The sequence below is a fragment of the Segatella hominis genome (assembly GCF_004535825.1).
Lineage (GTDB): Bacteria > Bacteroidota > Bacteroidia > Bacteroidales > Bacteroidaceae > Prevotella > Prevotella hominis.
This window is the reverse complement of sequence record NZ_SGVY01000003.1, coordinates 52,476-70,094: the sequence shown is the minus strand read 5'-3', so window position 1 is coordinate 70,094 and position 17,619 is coordinate 52,476. Positions and strand designations below refer to the sequence as shown.

General features: G+C 46.0%; 13 protein-coding genes. 7 read left to right on the top strand and 6 right to left on the bottom strand.

The genetic code is table 11. The features are described 5' to 3' along the window. The first annotated feature begins 98 nt into the window (after positions 1 to 98). The 4 genes from EXN75_RS01595 to EXN75_RS01580 all read left to right on the top strand — a co-directional run bounded on the left by EXN75_RS01595 (position 99) and on the right by EXN75_RS01580 (position 5,505). Positions 99 to 1,037: a carbohydrate kinase family protein gene (locus tag EXN75_RS01595; RefSeq protein ID WP_134842538.1), complete on the top strand. Its 939-nt coding sequence runs from the start codon at positions 99 to 101 to the stop codon at positions 1,035 to 1,037. Positions 1,038 to 1,062: 25 nt separating this feature from the next. Beyond that, positions 1,063 to 2,250, top strand: coding sequence for an FprA family A-type flavoprotein (locus EXN75_RS01590; RefSeq protein WP_040553662.1), 1,188 nt, complete (start codon positions 1,063 to 1,065; stop codon positions 2,248 to 2,250). A gap of 205 nt (positions 2,251 to 2,455) precedes the next feature. Further along, positions 2,456 to 3,706 carry an ATP-binding protein gene (locus tag EXN75_RS01585; RefSeq protein WP_118117900.1) on the top strand — a complete coding sequence of 417 codons (1,251 nt, stop codon included), beginning with the start codon at positions 2,456 to 2,458 and terminating at the stop codon, positions 3,704 to 3,706. Between the two features lie 344 nt (positions 3,707 to 4,050). Beyond that, positions 4,051 to 5,505: an ATP-binding protein gene (locus EXN75_RS01580; protein WP_134842537.1), complete on the top strand. Its 1,455-nt coding sequence runs from the start codon at positions 4,051 to 4,053 to the stop codon at positions 5,503 to 5,505. An 87-nt stretch (positions 5,506 to 5,592) separates the two neighbouring features. On the opposite strand, the gene EXN75_RS01575 is transcribed toward EXN75_RS01580, so the two are convergent. Beyond that, positions 5,593 to 6,126, bottom strand: a complete 534-nt coding sequence (locus EXN75_RS01575; RefSeq protein ID WP_134842536.1) for an LOG family protein — start codon at positions 6,124 to 6,126, stop codon at positions 5,593 to 5,595. 216 nt (positions 6,127 to 6,342) lie between these two features. Between EXN75_RS01575 and EXN75_RS01570 the strand changes: the two genes are divergently transcribed. After that, positions 6,343 to 7,629: an alpha/beta hydrolase family protein gene (locus EXN75_RS01570; protein ID WP_134842535.1), complete on the top strand. Its 1,287-nt coding sequence runs from the start codon at positions 6,343 to 6,345 to the stop codon at positions 7,627 to 7,629. A gap of 83 nt (positions 7,630 to 7,712) precedes the next feature. Here EXN75_RS01570 and EXN75_RS01565 read toward each other — a convergent pair whose 3' ends face one another. Beyond that, positions 7,713 to 9,311 carry a DUF3843 family protein gene (locus tag EXN75_RS01565; protein WP_134842534.1) on the bottom strand — a complete coding sequence of 533 codons (1,599 nt, stop codon included), beginning with the start codon at positions 9,309 to 9,311 and terminating at the stop codon, positions 7,713 to 7,715. A 221-nt stretch (positions 9,312 to 9,532) separates the two neighbouring features. Between EXN75_RS01565 and EXN75_RS01560 the strand changes: the two genes are divergently transcribed. Both EXN75_RS01560 and EXN75_RS01555 read left to right on the top strand, forming a co-directional pair. After that, on the top strand, positions 9,533 to 11,485 hold the full coding sequence (locus EXN75_RS01560) for a DEAD/DEAH box helicase (protein WP_134842533.1): 1,953 nt from the start codon (positions 9,533 to 9,535) through the stop codon (positions 11,483 to 11,485). 263 nt (positions 11,486 to 11,748) lie between these two features. Next, on the top strand, positions 11,749 to 11,976 hold the full coding sequence (locus tag EXN75_RS01555; protein WP_187349064.1) for a hypothetical protein: 228 nt from the start codon (positions 11,749 to 11,751) through the stop codon (positions 11,974 to 11,976). A 218-nt stretch (positions 11,977 to 12,194) separates the two neighbouring features. On the opposite strand, the gene EXN75_RS01550 is transcribed toward EXN75_RS01555, so the two are convergent. The 4 genes from EXN75_RS01550 to rhuM are packed head-to-tail and all read right to left on the bottom strand — an operon-like array spanning position 12,195 to position 17,535. Beyond that, positions 12,195 to 14,336 carry a S46 family peptidase gene (locus EXN75_RS01550; RefSeq protein ID WP_134842532.1) on the bottom strand — a complete coding sequence of 714 codons (2,142 nt, stop codon included), beginning with the start codon at positions 14,334 to 14,336 and terminating at the stop codon, positions 12,195 to 12,197. 37 nt (positions 14,337 to 14,373) lie between these two features. After that, the gene (locus EXN75_RS01545) at positions 14,374 to 15,537 is read right to left on the bottom strand and encodes a Fic family protein (protein ID WP_134842531.1); all 1,164 of its coding nucleotides are present in this window, start codon (positions 15,535 to 15,537) and stop codon (positions 14,374 to 14,376) included. A gap of 38 nt (positions 15,538 to 15,575) precedes the next feature. Next, a complete protein-coding gene (locus EXN75_RS01540) occupies positions 15,576 to 16,115 on the bottom strand; it encodes a hypothetical protein (RefSeq protein ID WP_134842530.1) in 540 nt (179 codons plus the stop codon). Positions 16,116 to 16,161: 46 nt separating this feature from the next. Beyond that, complete coding sequence (gene rhuM, locus EXN75_RS01535) at positions 16,162 to 17,535, bottom strand: RhuM family protein (protein ID WP_134842529.1); 1,374 nt, start codon at positions 17,533 to 17,535, stop codon at positions 16,162 to 16,164. Between the last annotated feature and the right edge of the window lie 84 nt (positions 17,536 to 17,619).

Genomic DNA, 17,619 nt, shown 5'->3' with positions numbered 1-17,619 from the left:
GGAAACTGTTTCCCGGTCAGGCAAGAATCGTTTCCGGTTGAACAAGAATATAGTTTTTTGACAAGAATATAGTTTTTAACAAGATACAGAAATATACAATGCGCAAGGTTATAGGAATAGGAGAGACCGTTCTGGACATTATCTTCAAGAATGGCAAGCCGATAGAAGCAGTGCCGGGCGGCTCATCGTTTAATGCCGTCATTTCTTTGGGGCGTGCGGGGGTGAATACTTCGTTTATCAGCGAGGCAGGCAACGACCGTATCGGCGAGTATGTCATCGAGTTTTTGAGGGAGAATGGGGTGAATGCCGACAATGTGAGCATCTTCCCTGATTCGAAATCGCCTCTCTCATTAGCTTTCCTCGATGAGAACAACAATGCTGACTACATCTTCTACAAGGATCATCCGCACGACCAGCTGGAGTTTGCTACTCCCGAAATCAATGCAGGCGACATCGTACTCTTCGGTTCGTTCTTCGCCCTGAATCCTGTGGTTCGTCCTCAGGTGGCTGGCTTCCTGGAATACGCCAAGAGTCGTGGAGCCATCCTCTATTACGACGTGAATTTCCGTGCTTCTCATCAGAACGAAATCATGAAGATTACGCCTAATCTGATAGAGAATTTAGAGATGGCGGATTTCGTGCGCGGCAGTCATGAGGACTTCGGAATTCTCTATAAAAAACCGGAGGCTGACAAGGTGTATAATGCCGAAATCAGTTTCTACTGCAAGAAGTTCATCTGCACCCAGGGTGCCGACCCGGTGGAGGTGCGTGCTGAGAACGGATTTGCCAAGAGTTATCCTTCCGAGAAGATGAAGACGGTGAGCACCATCGGAGCTGGCGACAACTTCAATGCCGGTTTCGTATTCGGATTGATCAAGGATGGAATCACCCGCGAAGACATCGATCACGGTTTGACCGAGGCGCAATGGGACAGTTTGCTGAAGAGTGCCCAGGAGTTCTCTGCCGAATGCTGCAAGGACATCTACAACTATGTTTCCAAGGAATTCGGAGAGCGGTGTAAAAAGGTAAAAAAGTAAAAAGGTAAAAAAGTAAAAAAATATTATGACTGAGATTACAAACAAAATTTATTATGTAGGCGTTAACGACCGCAACAAGCATCGTTTTGAGGGCCTCTGGCCTTTGCCTAACGGAGTGAGCTACAACTCTTATATCATTGACGATGAGAAGGTAGCGCTGGTAGATACTGTAGAGGTGGATTTCTTCACCCAGTTCCTCGAGAATATCCACGAGGTGATTGGCGACCGCGAAATCGATTACCTCATCATCAACCACATGGAACCTGACCACAGCGGCTCCATCGCCCTCATCAAGAAATATTACCCTAACATCAAGATTGTGGGCAACAAGAAGACTCTCGGTATGCTGGAAGGCTTCTATGGCGTTACCGACGATGTGGTGGAGGTGAAGAATGGCGAAACCCTCTCGCTCGGCAATCATGAACTGAGCTTCGTTCTCATCCCTATGGTTCACTGGCCAGAGACCATGGTTACCCTGGATGCGAAGAACAAGGTGCTCTTCTCGGGCGATGCCTTCGGCTGCTTCGGTGCGCTGAACGGCGGAATCATCGATACGGAAATCAACTGCGAGACTTTCTGGCTGGAGATGGTTCGCTACTACTCAAACATTGTGGGTAAGTATGGAATCCCTGTTCAGAATGCCTTGAAGAAGTTGGCTGGCGTGGAGCTGGATTACATCTGCTCAACCCATGGTCCTGTTTGGCACGAGCATATTGAGAAGGTAATCGGCATGTATGATAAGATGTCGAAGTACGAGACGGAGCCGGGTCTCGTTATCTGCTACGGCACCATGTACGGCAACACCGAGCGCATGGCCGAAATCATCGCCCGTGCAGCAAGCAAGGCTGGCGTGAAGAACATCGTAATGTACAACATCTCGAAGACTCACCACAGCTACATCCTGCGCGACATCTTCCGCTACAAGGGTCTCATCGTGGGTGCTCCAACCTACAATGCCGGTCTTTATCACGAGATGGAGGTTCTCCTCTCCGAGCTTGCCAATAAGGACGTCAAGAACCACCTCCTTGGCTGGTACGGTTCTCATTGCTGGGCAAGCAAGGCAGTGGCTAAGATTCAGGAGTGGAACGAAACCAAGCTCCACTACGAGCCAGTGGGCGAGCCGGTGGATATGAAGCAGGCGATTACTCCAGAGGTAAAGGCGCAGTGCGAGGCGCTGGGTAAGGCGATGGCCGAGAAGCTGCTGGCGGAATAAAATAAGAATCTATTCATTCTGAATGAAAGGTTTTAAATGAAAGTATTCATTCAGAATGAAAGATTTCATCTATTGGGCACGAGCAATCGTGCCCTTTTTTATGTTTCTAAAGAGTTAAATCGATGAAAAAGTTTGGCGTTATCGAGTAAAAAGCGTATATTTGTGACCGAAAACCGTGTCTTGACACAAAAAAACGTCATAAACTATGTATTTTGAACGTAAAGCATACTTGAAAGAACTCATCTCGGCAGAAGGCAATGGGATGATAAAGATTATCACCGGCATTCGCCGTTGTGGTAAATCCTTCCTTTTGTTCAACATCTTCCGCAAGCATTTGCTTGAAAGAGGTGTTGCGGAAGATCATATCATACAAGTAAATCTTGAAGACCGTAGAAACAAGAAACTCCGTGACCCTGATGCTTTGCTGGAGCATATCGATGCTTTGATGAAAGATAAGGATAGGTATTATATTCTCTTGGATGAGGTTCAGATGGTGAAGGAGTTTGAGGATGTGCTCAACTCTTATCTCCATGTGGAAAATGCCGAAGTGTATGTTACTGGTTCCAATGCCCGATTCTTATCGAAGGATGTGATAACTGAATTTCGTGGTAGAGGTTGGGAAATCCGAATCCATCCGTTGAGTTTTTCTGAATATTATGAAGTGGTAGGAGGAGAGGAGCGTCAAGCCCTGGAAACCTATTATCTTTATGGTGGATTGCCTGCTGTGGCGCAGATAGAAACTCCTGAAGCGAAACAGAATTATCTTCGTGAGATTTACGAGACGGTTTATCTGAAGGATGTTTTGGAGCGTAATCGGCTGAAGAATTCTGATGGGATGCGCGAGTTGGTGCGCCTTCTGGCTTCTACGATTGGTTCCTGTACGAATGTGCAGAGAATTTCTAATACGTTCAAATCTGTTGGAGGAGTGGAAATCGGTACTAAAACTATTGGCAGGTATCTGGAGAACCTGCAGGATTCCTTCATCATTAGCGAGGCTTTGCGCTATGATGTGAAAGGACGCAAATATATTGGTACTGGTACCAAGTATTACTTCGAGGACATCGGTATCAGAAATGCCGTGGTAGATTTCCGGCAGATAGAATTCACCCATATCATGGAAAACGTGGTTTATAACGAATTGCGGAAGCAGGGTTATACTGTGGATGTGGGGTCAGTAGAGAGCTTCAAGCGGGATGAGAATGGTAAGCTGCAGCGTAGGAATCTTGAGATAGATTTCGTGGTGAACCGTCATGATGAACGCCTCTATATCCAGTCTGCTTATGCCTTGCCTGATAAGGAGAAGGTAGATCAGGAGCAGGCTTCTCTTTTGAATGTAAACGATGGCTTCCGCAAACTGATAATCGTAGGGGATAGGTATCGTTCGGGTTATAATGAAGAAGGCATTCTGATGATGAGTCTCTCCGATTTTCTCTTGGGGAAAGAAAATAAGGGATAGATGGTCTTGAAGAAAATATCAAAGGCGGAAGAACAACTGGGGTTAACAGAGTTAACAGTTGTTTTTCCGCTCTTACTTTAGAGTTCTATATTGTTGCAAATTAAGCATATTGAAACATGCTTAATTTACAAACCTTGTTTTTGTTACTGATATTCAATAAGTTATAAGCGTAAATTAATATAAGAAATGAGTGAAACTGAGTCCCTTTTTCCTTAAAATGCACGCTTTTGCCTGAAAAATCGCCTTGAAATGCAAATTAAGCCTAAAAATATAGGCTTATTTTTACCAAAACTTGCAGAACAAGAAATTTATCCGTATATTTGTGCCAAAAAATAGTTGGAATTATGGAATATACGGCACTTTTAGAGAAACAGATATTAGGTAGGTTGAAGATAGACAACCCCTGGTGGACGGAAGGCAGGATACCTTCTTACTATCAGGAAATGAGTCCTCGCCTCTATCTCGACATCTTCTATCCACTGGTAAGGGATGTCAGCATTCAGCGTGCCCTCATCTTGATGGGACCTCGCCGAGTGGGTAAGACGGTGATGCTCTATCATTCCATCCAGCGGTTGATAGACGAGGGGGTATCGCCTCAGAATATCATCTATGTTTCGGTGGAAACTCCTATCTATAACAATATCCTCTTGGAACAGTTGTTTTCTTTGGCAAAACAGATATTGGATAAGGAAGACAGCCAGGAAGAATTTTATGTTTTCTTCGATGAGATACAGTATCTCAAAGACTGGGAAATCAATCTGAAATCCCTGGTAGATACCTATCACAACGTGAAGTTTGTGGCTTCCGGTTCTGCTGCTGCGGCATTGAAAAAGAGCAGCAACGAAAGCGGAGCGGGCAGGTTTACCGATTTCAATCTGCCGCCGTTGCTTTTCTTCGAGTATATCCATCTTAAGAAATATGAGCATCTGATGCGCCAATCCAAGGTGGAATGGGATGGGATAGAGAGCGATATCTATAGTACGATAGATATTGATAAGCTGAACAGTCTCTTCCTCGACTATATCAATTATGGCGGTTATCCTGAGGTGGCTTTTTCTTCCCGAATGCAGGAAGACCCGGGGCAGTTTGTTCGCCACGATATTGTAGATAAGGTATTGTTGAGAGATTTGCCGAGTCTTTATGGCATTTCGGATGTGCAGGAACTGAACTCGTTGTTTACGATGATAGCTTATCATAGCGGTATGGAGTTTTCGTATGAAAGTATGTCGAAGGAATCGGGTGTCAAGAAGGAAACCATTCGCAGGTACGTCCAGTATCTGGAGGCTGCTTTCCTGATAAAGGTTGTGACAAGAACGGATGATACGGCAAAGCGATTCCAGCGCCAAACTACTTTCAAGATTTATCTGACTAATCCTTCGCTGAGATGTGCGCTTTTTGAGCCAATCAAGATCATGGATGACAATATCGGAGACATGATAGAAACTGCCATTTATTCGCAGTGGATTCCGAGAAAGGGGCACATTGCCTATGCCAACTGGAAGATGGGGCGTTCGCAGGGCGAGGTGGATTTGGTGGGCATCAATGATGCTTTGCAGAAGCCTTATTGGGCGGTGGAAATCAAATGGTCGGACAGGTTCTTCGACAGACCTTCTGAACTTTCGTCCTTACAGTTTTTTATGGAGAAGAATCATCTGCCTCAGGCATTGGTAACTTCCATCAGTAAGGGAGGAGTAAAGGAGATGGATTTTGGTACGCTTCGTTTCATTCCTTCTGCCTGCTATGCTTATACGGTAGGAGAGAATACATTGAGGCAAGCCAGGAAGAGTTTTGGTTTGTAAGAACGTAAAAAGCGACCTTCTGCCGAATTGTGTTCTCGGTAGAAGGTCGCTTTACTTCATTTCTATAGATGATTTCCATAGAGGGTTCTATGCCTCGCAGAGCTTAGCCAACTCTCCCAGGTTATCCGCCACTTCTATCACATCTCGCCAATCGCCGCGAATCATGCTTTTCTCTGCCAAATCGTCCAGCAGGGCGATGGTGGAGTTCCAGAAGCCCTTCATGTTGTAGAGAATCACCATCTTGTGATGGTAGCCGATGGTGTGGGCGGCGGCGATGGTGAAGATTTCATCCAGGGTGCCGACGCCGCCAGGAAGGGCTACGAAGAGGTCGCTCTGGGCAAGCATCAGGTCCTTGCGGTCGCTGAGATTATCACACGGAATCTCAATGTCGAGGTCAGGGAAGGTTCTGCCGCCTCTTTCTACAAGCGTAGGAACCACGCCGATGGTTCTGCCGCCATGCGCCTTCACCGCCTTGCCTATGCAATCCATCAGTCCGGAGTTACATCCGCCGAAAACCAGGTCGTGGCCGTTCTCTGCCATCCACTTTCCCATCTCTTCTGTTATCGTGAAGAAATCCGGGTCGATATTCTTATTCGCTGAACAAAAAACTGCTATTTTCATGTCTTTATCTTCTATGATTATGATGTTTTATCTGTTATTTATTGATGTCTTATCCATTATTTATTGATGTTTAGGCAAAGATACGCAAAAATATCGAGATTATTCATCTGTTTTTGCGGATAATTTCTTAATTTTGCAAACAATAACTAATCTGATAAACAAAAATAGATTTCTTATAAAACAGGACAAAAGATTTCTTATAAACGATACAACAGAATGAAAGGGATTATCACATATAGCATCATTGCATTACTGCAGGCGTCTGTAGCGTTTGCACAGGTCTCTCAGAAACCAAAACTTCAGAAGCGGGAGAAGTATGAATGGGAGGGAGAAATTCCTACCTACGTGGAGCAACTGAAGAAGGAACTGACCTATCCGATGGCTTGGGGCAACAGTCCTATCAGAAACTTCAAGAAGTGGAAGGAGGTGGCAAGAGAGAAGGTATTCGAATGCATGATGACGCCTCCGAAGGCGGCTGCGGCTTGGGATATGGAAGTGCTCGGTGAGGAACAGAGAGACGGATATAAGGCGCAGAAAATCGCCTTCAATATTAATGCCTATTCCCGCATTACGGCTTATCTCCTGATTCCGGATTCTGAAGAAGGGAAGAACCCTAAAGCAGAAGCTGGGTTGCTGTCTTCTGCTCAGAATAAGAAATCGGGGAAATTCCCAGCCGTGGTGGCGCTCCACGATCATGGCGCCCATCTCTTTATAGGAAAGGAGAAGATGATTCGCCCTTTCTTTATCGCTTCTGAAGAGCAGGATGCGGATGGGAAGATTTCTGAAAAGAAGAAGGCTGCCAACCAGGAGGTTCTGGACGATGCAGATGCGTGGGTAAACCAGCTTTATGATGGTCAGTATGTGGGCGATTACCTGGCGAAGCACGGTTATGTGGTGCTCTCGATTGATGCGCCGATGTGGGGAGAACGAGGCCGAAAGGAGGGCGTGGATAGAAATAAATACGATCTTATCGCCGGCAATATGATGATGCTGGGTCGTGACCTTTCTGCCTTCATGACTTACGACGATATGGCCAGTACCGATTTCTTGGCTTCTCTGCCGATGGTGGATGCGAAGCGTATCGGATGCGTGGGGTGTTCGATGGGAGCCTATCGCTCGTGGATGCTCTCGGCTTTGTCGGATAGAATCAGGGTGGGTGCTTCCATCTGCTGGATGATTACCACGGATGCTCAACTTACCAGGCGTTTTGGCAGAAAGGAGAATGGTGGTTTTGCGAATTGCTTTCCTGGATTGCGCCAGTATCTCGACTATCCCCATATCGCTTCCCTCGCCTGTCCGAAACCGATGCTCTTCATCAATGGCACAAAAGACAAGCTCTTTCCCGTGCCTGGTGTAAAGGATGCTTTCGCCGAAATGCACAAGGTTTGGAAGAGTCAGGGGGCTGATAATCTGCTGGATACGGAGCTTTGGGAAATCCCTCATTCCTGCGGACTGAAGGCGCAGGAGAAAATGCTGGAGTTTCTGGATAAGAATCTGAAATAGGGAAAATATCAAAAGTCCACTACGCTAACCCCTTAAAAAATGCCGTTAGCGTAGTGAACTTTTTGAATATACGAAATCAATCTTTACCACAACTCTTCAGGCGACAAGTCCTTGTCCTTTCTGCCCATCAGATAGTAATCGGCAAGGAACTGGATATTGGCCTGAGTAATCTTCAGACCCTCTTCCTTCACATATCGGCTGGTGAAGATGTTGGCATCAGGAAGCATTCCCTTTTCTATCAGCTTGCAAACAATCTCGTAAGGGAAAGGAAGACCGTTGCCGGAGATGATATTGAAACTGTCCTCTGCTGCACGCTCGGCATTGTAGTATGGGTTTTCAGGCGAAGCGATGCAATGGGCGGTTCCGAAGCTGATGTTGATGCCCGTATAAGGACTTCCGTACACGATGATTCCCTTTTCGTATTTCTGAGGGAAACTGATGTTGGATGGCAGTTCGAAACCGATATTCTTCAGGAATTCCTTCATCGTTTTGACATCCTCGATGAACACAAACTTGTCTCCATAGCCATTCTGCTTGAGCAGATTGTAGTCGTGGATGCTCTTCTTGTGTTTCTGAATATTTCTCTCAGCCTCTATCTGAGCCTTGTTGTCTTCATAAGTAGGATCGAGGAGAGCACCGGTTTGCCACCAGTCTCCACCAAATCGGAAGAGATTGCATACGAGCACATTCTCGCCGCTGAGGAAGGAAGAAGCATCCCCAATATTGGTAGATTCCTTGAGCACTCTGATGAGGCTCCCTTCTTCTGCCTTCTCCTGATTCTCCTTTGAGGCCTTCTCCGGATCATCTTCTTCCTCATACAAATCCTTTAGATAGAAGAATTTCTCATCCTCTTTCATCATTCTGAAGGCTCTGGTTCCCTTGTAATCGATGTCCGTCCAGAGTTTGTGGGCAGGATGATGCTCGCTGATCTTGGCAAGCCATTCAGCAGAGGTGAGAGCCAAAAGATTGTGGCGGCTGTTCATCGTGTGCTCTATCTGGATGGAGTAGGCGATGATTTCATTGAAGCCCTGTGGAGAGCGGGCGAGCTTTTCGAGGTCGAACTGCAGGCGCTTGAGATTGTTGATGTTGAAGAAGCAGTTATAGTGAAACCATGCCAGCACGTCTCTGTATTCCAGGAACTTGTCTTCTGCTGTAGGCAACTCGCAGAGAAATTCACGCAGACGCTCGTTTTCCGGTGCAGTTTCATACTCCTTGTCGAGAAGATTATACACCAGTTTGGCTGCCAGTTCTATCGTACTGAAGAGGAAAGGTACGGCCTCCTGGATGTAGGCACTCTGCTGGTAATGGTGCCAGCACAGGAACTTGATGTCGGAGATGTTGATCTCGTCCGGATCGTATGGCGCATCATCTTCATTGAGAGAGTTCTTGACAAACTCCTTTTCGTTCTCATAGAATGGGATGTATGAACCATATCGCTTCTTGCATTCTGCGGTGAAAGTCTTCCAGATACAAGTACCGGAGAGCACGTCCTCAAAATATCCGGCGATGCAGAGGGCGAGCTGCTTGGCATCTTCCACGTCTTTGAACTGATGCGTGAAGCAGGCATCGTCGAGGGCGTGGTATATTTCATTGGATAACTCCGTATAATATTGATCCACTTCATTAGGTTTCTCGTATGGATGCATTGCCATCCATTCTTGAGTGAAAATTACTTTTTTCATATCATTCGATTGTTTGTTATTTCGTGCAAAGGTAATGAAATAATAGAGAAATCTGCAAGAAATTCAAAGTTTTTTCGTAACTTTGCACCCGAATTTAGGCAATCTTAATAAAACTATATGGTTGCCGCAAGCGTTTTAGAAGGATTTTGCACCCTAATTCATGGCTGGGAGGGTGAATTCGGCCTTCTATTTGATTATACATGAATTAAGGTTAAAAAGATTTGAAGACATTTGAAGAATTGGGCGTGAGCGAAGAGATTCGCCGTGCCATCGAAGAGCTTGGATTTGAGAATCCAATGCCAGTTCAGGAAGAAGTAATCCCATATTTGCTTGGTAATAAGAACGACGTGATTGCGTTGGCGCAGACGGGTACGGGTAAAACCGCATCTTACGGTATTCCGGTTATCCAGAAGACTGATGCTAATAGCAAGGAGACGCAGGCTGTCATCCTCAGTCCTACACGTGAGCTTTGTCTCCAGATAGCAGACGATTTGAACAGTTTTGCCAAGTACATCGACGGTTTGCATATTGCTGCAGTCTATGGTGGTACTGACATCGGAAGCCAGATACGCACCCTGAAGCATGGTGTGCAGATTATCGTGGCTACTCCTGGACGATTGCTCGATTTGATTAATCGTGGTGTGGCTCAGTTGGAGCACGTCAATAACGTGGTGCTTGATGAGGCTGACGAGATGCTCAACATGGGCTTCTCTGAGAGCATCAATGCCATCTTTGAGAACGTGCCGGAGGATAGAAATACCCTTCTCTTCTCGGCTACCATGAGCAAGGACATCGAGAAGATTGCCCTCAACTACCTGCACGACCACAAGGAAATCGTAGTGGGTTCGCGCAACGAGGGTGCTGAGCATGTAAACCACATCTACTATCTGGTAAATGCCAAGGACAAGTATCTCGCTCTGAAGCGCGTGGTGGATTTCTATCCACGCATCTTTGCGATTATCTTCTGCCGCACCAAGCTGGAGACTCAGGATATTGCAGATAAGCTCATCAAGGATGGTTATAATGCAGAGGCCCTGCATGGTGACTTGAGCCAGCAGCAGCGAGACCTCACCATGCAGAAGTTCCGCAACCATACCGTTCAGTTCCTGGTGGCTACTGATGTGGCAGCACGTGGTCTGGACGTAGATGATCTGACTCACGTTATCAACTATGGTTTGCCTGACGATGTGGCAAGTTACACCCACCGAAGCGGTCGTACCGGTCGTGCCGGAAAGAAGGGAACTTCCATCTCTATTATCCATACTCGTGAGAAATTCAAGGTTCGCCAGATAGAGAAGCAGATAGGCAAGGACTTCGTGGATGGCGTTTTGCCAACCCCAGAGGAAATCTGCAAGAAGCAGCTCTTTAAGACGATGGACGACATCATGAAGACCGATGTGGATGAGGATCAGATTGAACCATACATGGCAGAAATCAACCGCCAATTTGAGTACATCGACAAGGAGGATATCATCAAGAAGATGGTGACCATCACCTTCGGTAAGTTCCTGGATTACTACAAGAATGCTCCAGAGATTGTGAAGCCAGAGAGCGGTAAGGGTTCACGTAATGGCGAAGATCGTGGAAGTCGTGGTGAGCGTGGCAAGGTTTCTGGTGGTCGCAGAAAGCACGAAACTGAGGCTGGATTCAAGCGCCTCTTCATCAATCTGGGTAAGGCTGATGGTTTCTATCCGGGCGAAATCATGCAGTATCTGAACAAGCACGTGAAGGGTCGCCAGGAGGTTGGTCACATCGATCTGCTGAGTAAGTTTGCCTACATCGAAGTGCCAGAGGAGGATGCTAAGCGCGTGATGAAGGCTTTGAACGGAACTGAGTACAAGGGCAGAACCGTAAGATGTAATGATGCTGACGAGGAAGGTCATGGCAGAGGCAGTCGTGGTGGACGTGATGCTGAGGGCAGAGGCAGTCGTGGCGGACGTTCTGCAGAGAAGGGTTCCCGTGGACGCAGAGGTTCTGATGATGCTCGTTCTGAGCGTGGAGGTCGTGGAAGCCGTGGCTCAGAGAAAGGTCGTGGTGGAAAGAAAGCACGCCGTGAGGAGGAAACAGGCGACTGGCGTCAGTTCTTCCAGAACAATGACAATGTGAAATTCAAGGGCGAGGAGCCAAACTTCGAGGAAGAAGGTTGGGCTCGTCGTCGTCCTAAGAAGAAGTAGTTTAGGCAGCGATTTATAATAAGATGAAAGTCTGCATCAAAGGGATGTTTTGATGCAATATCCATATTTGCGGTAAAAATACAGCAATTTCTTTAGCAAATTGCGGCGTTTTTACCGCAATTTTTGTATAATTGTAGCTGTAAACATCAAATAAGGCAAGAAATATGGAATTATTGAAGCAACTTTCTGACAATCTTATCAAGCCCAAAATGGAAATGCACACCAACTGGCAATGGTAGCGGAATCATAAACTTGGTTTGGTCATGGAATGGAAGGTGGGAGCCGGAAAGGTCCTTGTCTGCATGAGTGATTTGGAGAAGGCTGCCAAATACCCGGAAGGCAAGGCTTTCTATCAGAGTGTAATTGATTACATGCGCTCTGCCGATTTCAATCCATCTGCAGAAATAACGGTGGATGAATTGAAGAAGAAACTCGCCGAAAAACCTCGTCAGGTTTCATTGAAGGAACTGAATAATATCTCGCAATATTAATTGGAATTCTGTAGGTTGCGAATCTGTAAGATAAAAATAAACTGAAAATCAGCAAGATAATAAGAATAGAAAGACTAAATAAAACAAGAGCGGAAAGCCAGGAGTTAACAGGTTAACAGTTAACAGCTGTTTTTCCGCTCTTTTTATATCATCCTAAGACTAATCTTTATCCCAGGATAAACCTCTTTATATCATCTCTGTTGATTCAGAGATAGGATTTACTTCGCATTGATCTCCTTCAAGAGGCGGTCTGCGTGTCCCCACTTATCCATCAGGTAGAGCACATAGCGAATATCTACGCCGATACAGCGAGCCAGGCGCTTGTCGAAGTTGATGTCTGAGCTGAGGCTATCCCAGTTGCCGTCGAATGCAAGACCTATCAACTCACCCTTGCCATTGAACATTGGGCTACCAGAGTTACCGCCAGTAATGTCGTTGTTGGTCAAGAAGCAAAGCTGCATCTTGCCTGTAGTCTTGTCCTGATACTTGCCGAAGTCTTTCTCAGAGAGGAGTTCGTGCATGATAGGCTCAGCGAAATAATCGATGACTTTATCGCCCTGCTTCATCTTCTCTACGATGCTCTCAGCTGTAGTATAGTAGCCTGATGGCTTGCCGCCGAGGTCGAAACCGCCCACCTGTCCGTAGCTCAATCGCATGGTGAAGTTGGCGTCGCTATAGTGAGGCATGTCTTCCTCCATGCGCAGTTTGGCAGCACAGAGATACTTCTCCTGCTCGGCGATAGAATCAGATACGGCTCCCATCTTCTCTACGAAGTCGGCGTAAATGTCATTCAGATCCATACTGTAATTTACACCTGGGTCTTTCTCATATCCCTTCTTGTTGAAGTAGAGCTTAGCACCCTTCTTCATGAGGAGTGACTTCTCCCAGAGATAATCTACATATTTCGTATAATCACCTCCAAACTGAGTGTCGATGATGTTGTAGAACTTAGGCAACCACTTCGCATCAACGTGCTCCTTGTAGTTTTTCAGAAGGGTAGCGAGCACCTCTTTGTCGAGTGCCATATCCCATTCATCTGAGTTGTCCTCAAACTCATGATATTGCTTCTTCTTATTCTTCTCGGAACCCTTTACCTCCATGCCATTCTGAAGTTTGAAAGCACGGGTAGAGAACTCTACGTTGCTACGGCGAGTGAATGACTCTGCAAAGTTGGTCCATGCATAAGTTACGTCAGCGCTCTCCTTGTAGAGCTGGGCGAGTTTGTCGAAATCCACCTTGTGGGCGAGGTCGTTTGCAGCTTTGGCTGTATCTTGCCAAGCACGGAGACGAGTCTCGTACTCACGCTTCATGTTAACGATGCCGATGGAGTCGATGCACTTGTTCATACCGATGGAGTTCTTCCAGTAGTTGGAGCTCTGGGCGTACTTGCTGTCATACTTGATGCGCACAGCCTCGTTGGCACGCATGTGCTTCTGCATTACTTCCTGCTTGATGCCGCGTACCTGGGCACGAGGAGCATTTTCTGCGTCACGCATCATCTGGATGCCATAGCTGGAGAGGTATCGTTCGGTACTACCAGGATAACCCATGGTCATCGCATAGTCGCCATCCTTGTAACCCTGGAGGGAAACCTGTGCCCAACGCTTTGGCTTGTAAGGCACATTATCCTTGCTGTAGGCAGCAGGACCATTGGTCTTAGGGTCGGCATAGATACGGAATACAGAGAAATCGCAAGTCTGGCGAGGCCACATCCAGTTATCTGTGTCACCACCGAACTTACCCATAGACTTTGGTACGGTGAAAACCAGACGCAGGTCGGTGAAGTCGCGGTAAGTAGTAGCGTACCACTTGTTGCCCTCGTAGAAAGGCTGAACGGTGATATGGAGGGTAGAATCGTTCTTCTTCACCTCTTTAGTCATCTCGTTCTCCAGAGAATCGATGAGTTCATCGCGTTTCTTGTTGTCGAGTTTCTCGTATCCGAGGCTCATCACCTTATCGGTTACATCCTTCTGGTCAACCATAAAGCTGACGAACATATTCTCGTTAGGCAATTCCTCTGCGTAAGATTTAGCAAAGAAACCGTTGAGCATATAGTCGTGCTCCACGGTAGAGTGGCTTCTGATAGCCTCGAAACCGCAATGGTGGTTGGTAAAGACCAATCCGTCTGGAGAAACGACTACGCCTGAGCAATAGCCAGAGAAATTAACTACGGCATTCTTCAAGGCGTTCTCGCCGTTGTAGAGCTGGTCGTAAGTCATACTGAAGCCTTCGCGCTGCATCATCTCATACACAGCGTTAGGCAAGTTGTAAATCGTCCACATTCCCTCGTCAGCGTGCGCGGTGTTGATTCCGCAGAACGCCATGATAGAGGCGATAAGGACCGTTGCTTTTTTCTTCATTACTTGTTTTTGTTTTCTATTTTTATTATGATATTATTTATTCTTTTTTCTCGTTCCATTCTTTCCAAGTCTTTGCCAGCTCTGTCATCCGATATTGCTGGCGTGGATGTCTTGGGGTGTTTGGATATTTCCTTTCAATAGCTTTTTCTGAGAGGGCAGCGTTTAAATATAGTTCACTAAAACTTTTTCTGTCCTTTAGTCCGATTGCACCCATAATTTCCGCAGATGTCATATATTCATCGTTAAAGGATAGAATAAGAGTCTCCACATGTTGACTGAACTTGTGGGGTACTTGTGGGGTACTTGAGGATAGCTTGCGGGGTACTTGTGGGGTACCTATTCTTGGCTGTACCTTCCATTCATCAGTCGGCTGGATATGCAAATATCTGTTCTTGAGAACCCAACCATCTTTTAGGAGTAAGTTCCTGAAGAAACGAACCAGGTAGATAGGAGAGTAGTCTATGCCTTTCTGAATATTGCGATAGTTGGCACGAACCAGGGCATTGCGGAAATACCAGGAATGCTTGGCGAACATTTCGTTGTTCACTTCATATCCTAACGAACGGAGATATTGGATGGTGAAAATCGCCGTGGTTCGGGTGTTACCCTCTCTGAAAGCGTGGATTTGCCAGATACCAGATACGAATTTGGCAATATGCTCAATCTTCTCATCATCCGTCAGACCTTTATATGAGAAGTTCTTCTCCTGCTCAATATCCCAATCCAAGGCTCTTCGCAAGTCTTCCCAATTCAGGTAGTTTACGGAATCTCCTTCGAGCACCCATTCTTTCTTGGAAATATCGTATTGGCGGATTTCTCCTGCGTGCTTGAATACTCCCTCGAATATTCTTCGATGCAGGGAAACATATCCGTTGGTATTGAAGGCAAAGGTCTTGCTGGCGAGAATCTTTGCGATGTTGGCTGAAACCTTATCTGCCTCTTCCTCGTCTTTATCCTTAGGTGTACGGACCGTCTTGCTCTGATAGTAAGAGTCAATCAGTTTTCTGGTTTCATCCAGAGTGATTTCTCCTTCGATGTTTCGTTTTGCCACATCTATGAGATACGCCGATGGTTGCAGCCCATCTACAGCCTGCAATCCGATAGCCGTCTTCCAGTTCTCGGCACTTTCCTTCTGTGAAGGTTCTCCTTGTCGAAGATACTCGTCGAAGGATGCGAAGTCCTTGAAATTATCTTTATTCATAGATGTAATGCTTGATATTTAACTTTGCAAAGTTACGACTATTTCCCGAATTTCCCAAGGCTTCGCTTGATTTTCTTCATAATTTGCCTTTTTGCCGATAACAATCCTGGTGAAAGCGCTTCCTGTTCTAACATATCCAAGGCAGCCTTCAATTCGGTAAGCAACTCGGGATAATACTTCATTTGCCCATAGGCGAGCTTCATGCAGTAGCTGCGGATGGCGTAGGGCTGGGAACAGGCAGTAATCTTGGCGATGCAGAAATCGATGAAATCGGAGCGGAGTGATTCTTCCTCGAAAGGCTGACGGAGAAGAAGTTGAAGCATCAGGCGACGCTTGGTCTCATTCTTTTCTACGAGAACCCTATCTATCAGTTCGTCATGCTTCTGAAAAAGCCACGGGTTGTTGGCTTCATCGAAATGGCCTAAAGCCCAAAGCGCATTGAACGATACCCGGTCGTTTTCATCAAAGGTGAGCTGGTAAAGCTCTTCCTTTAAACAATTATTCTCTTTGCCTTGCGTCTGAAGGCAAAGAGAATAAATATCGTTTATACTTAATCTGTTTTTAAGTTGATTTCTCATAAGATGTTCTTTGATACTACGTACAAAGGATTTTACAATCTCTGGATTATTCCTTGTCCCCAAATAGCAATTTCAACTGTCTGTCGAAATCCGACATGATTTCACGGTCTTGGATGACACGGAATTTATCGTATTCAGTAAGAGCCTTTTCTATCGCTTGCTCATGTGTTACTTGTCCTGTGTCAAGAAGCATAGGACGATTGTTCAAGTCCATGTACTTCTGTAAGAGTATTGACCAGTCCGCCATAGTCATCAAGATATGGTCTTCAGCATTTTGCTCGGCAATATCAATGAAGGCATTGCTTAATCGATTCAGTGATTCTACTTCTTTTTCGCTCAGATAGTTCTTGGCGATGGTCACGTCCGACTTGATGACTCTTCCGTCGGGAGCGTTCTTCCAAGTGGTCAAACCCATGTGAGGACGCTCAGAGTCAGCACGGTCATAGATGATTTCTGCTGCTGTTTGTTTGGTTACAGCATAGTGCATTATGTTTTGTACCGTCTTGAAGAAAACTCGGGTTTCTTCGGAGTCTTTGTTATAGTCAGAACTGCACTCGCAGTAGATGTCCGTTATCTTCTGATAGTAACGACGTTCGCTTATACGTATTTCACGTATGCGGTCGAGCAATTCATCGAAGTAATCAGCCCCGAATACATTTTTCCCTTTCAGGCGTTCGTCATCCAGTACGAAACCTTTGGTGAGGTACTCTTTGAGAATTCCTGTTGCCCAAATGCGGAACTGTGTAGCCTCGTAGCTGTTTACACGATAGCCTACCGCTATGACCACATCGAGGTTGTACATCATGACTTCTCCTGACCATTTGTCCGAAGGTATTCGAATTTTTCTAATAGCATCGGACAAATGGATTTCGCCACTTTCGTTTATCTGTTCAAGATGATAGTTGATGGTCGGAACAGTTACCCCAAACAATTCCGCCATTCTCTGTTGTGAAAGCCAGAATGTATTGGCGTCGAATACAACTTGCACTTGCACCTTTCTATGTCCTCCTCTATACATAAGGATGGATGACTCCATGCTTTTGGCGGCTACATCAGGTGTGATTGTCGAACTAAAATATTGGCGAGCCAACTTCACCATCTCCTTTTTGGCATCGGCGTTCATAGTCACAGCCATACTGGCGGCACGAGAGAGGCGAATGCTCCTCACCTCTCTGATGGCACCACTTCCCAGTTCTGCCATCTCAGTGATTTCTACGAAATGCTCTCCGAGAGGGTAACCTTTCTGTGATGTCCAAGCCTGTGCCTTGGCGATGACGCGTTCGAAGTTCCAGTATTTGCCATAGCCCATTACACGAGCCAGCTTTCTGGAGTTCCACCATTCCTTGCCATCGGCATCTACCTCTCGCAGTTGCTCGAAAGGAGATTGCAATTCTTTGTTATTGTTGTTTGTATCTTGCATTATGATGGTTCCTTTTATGTTTATATGCGACAAAGGTAAGCATAACAAAGCCTTGTGTTATTTGTCTAAAATCCGCCCAACAAC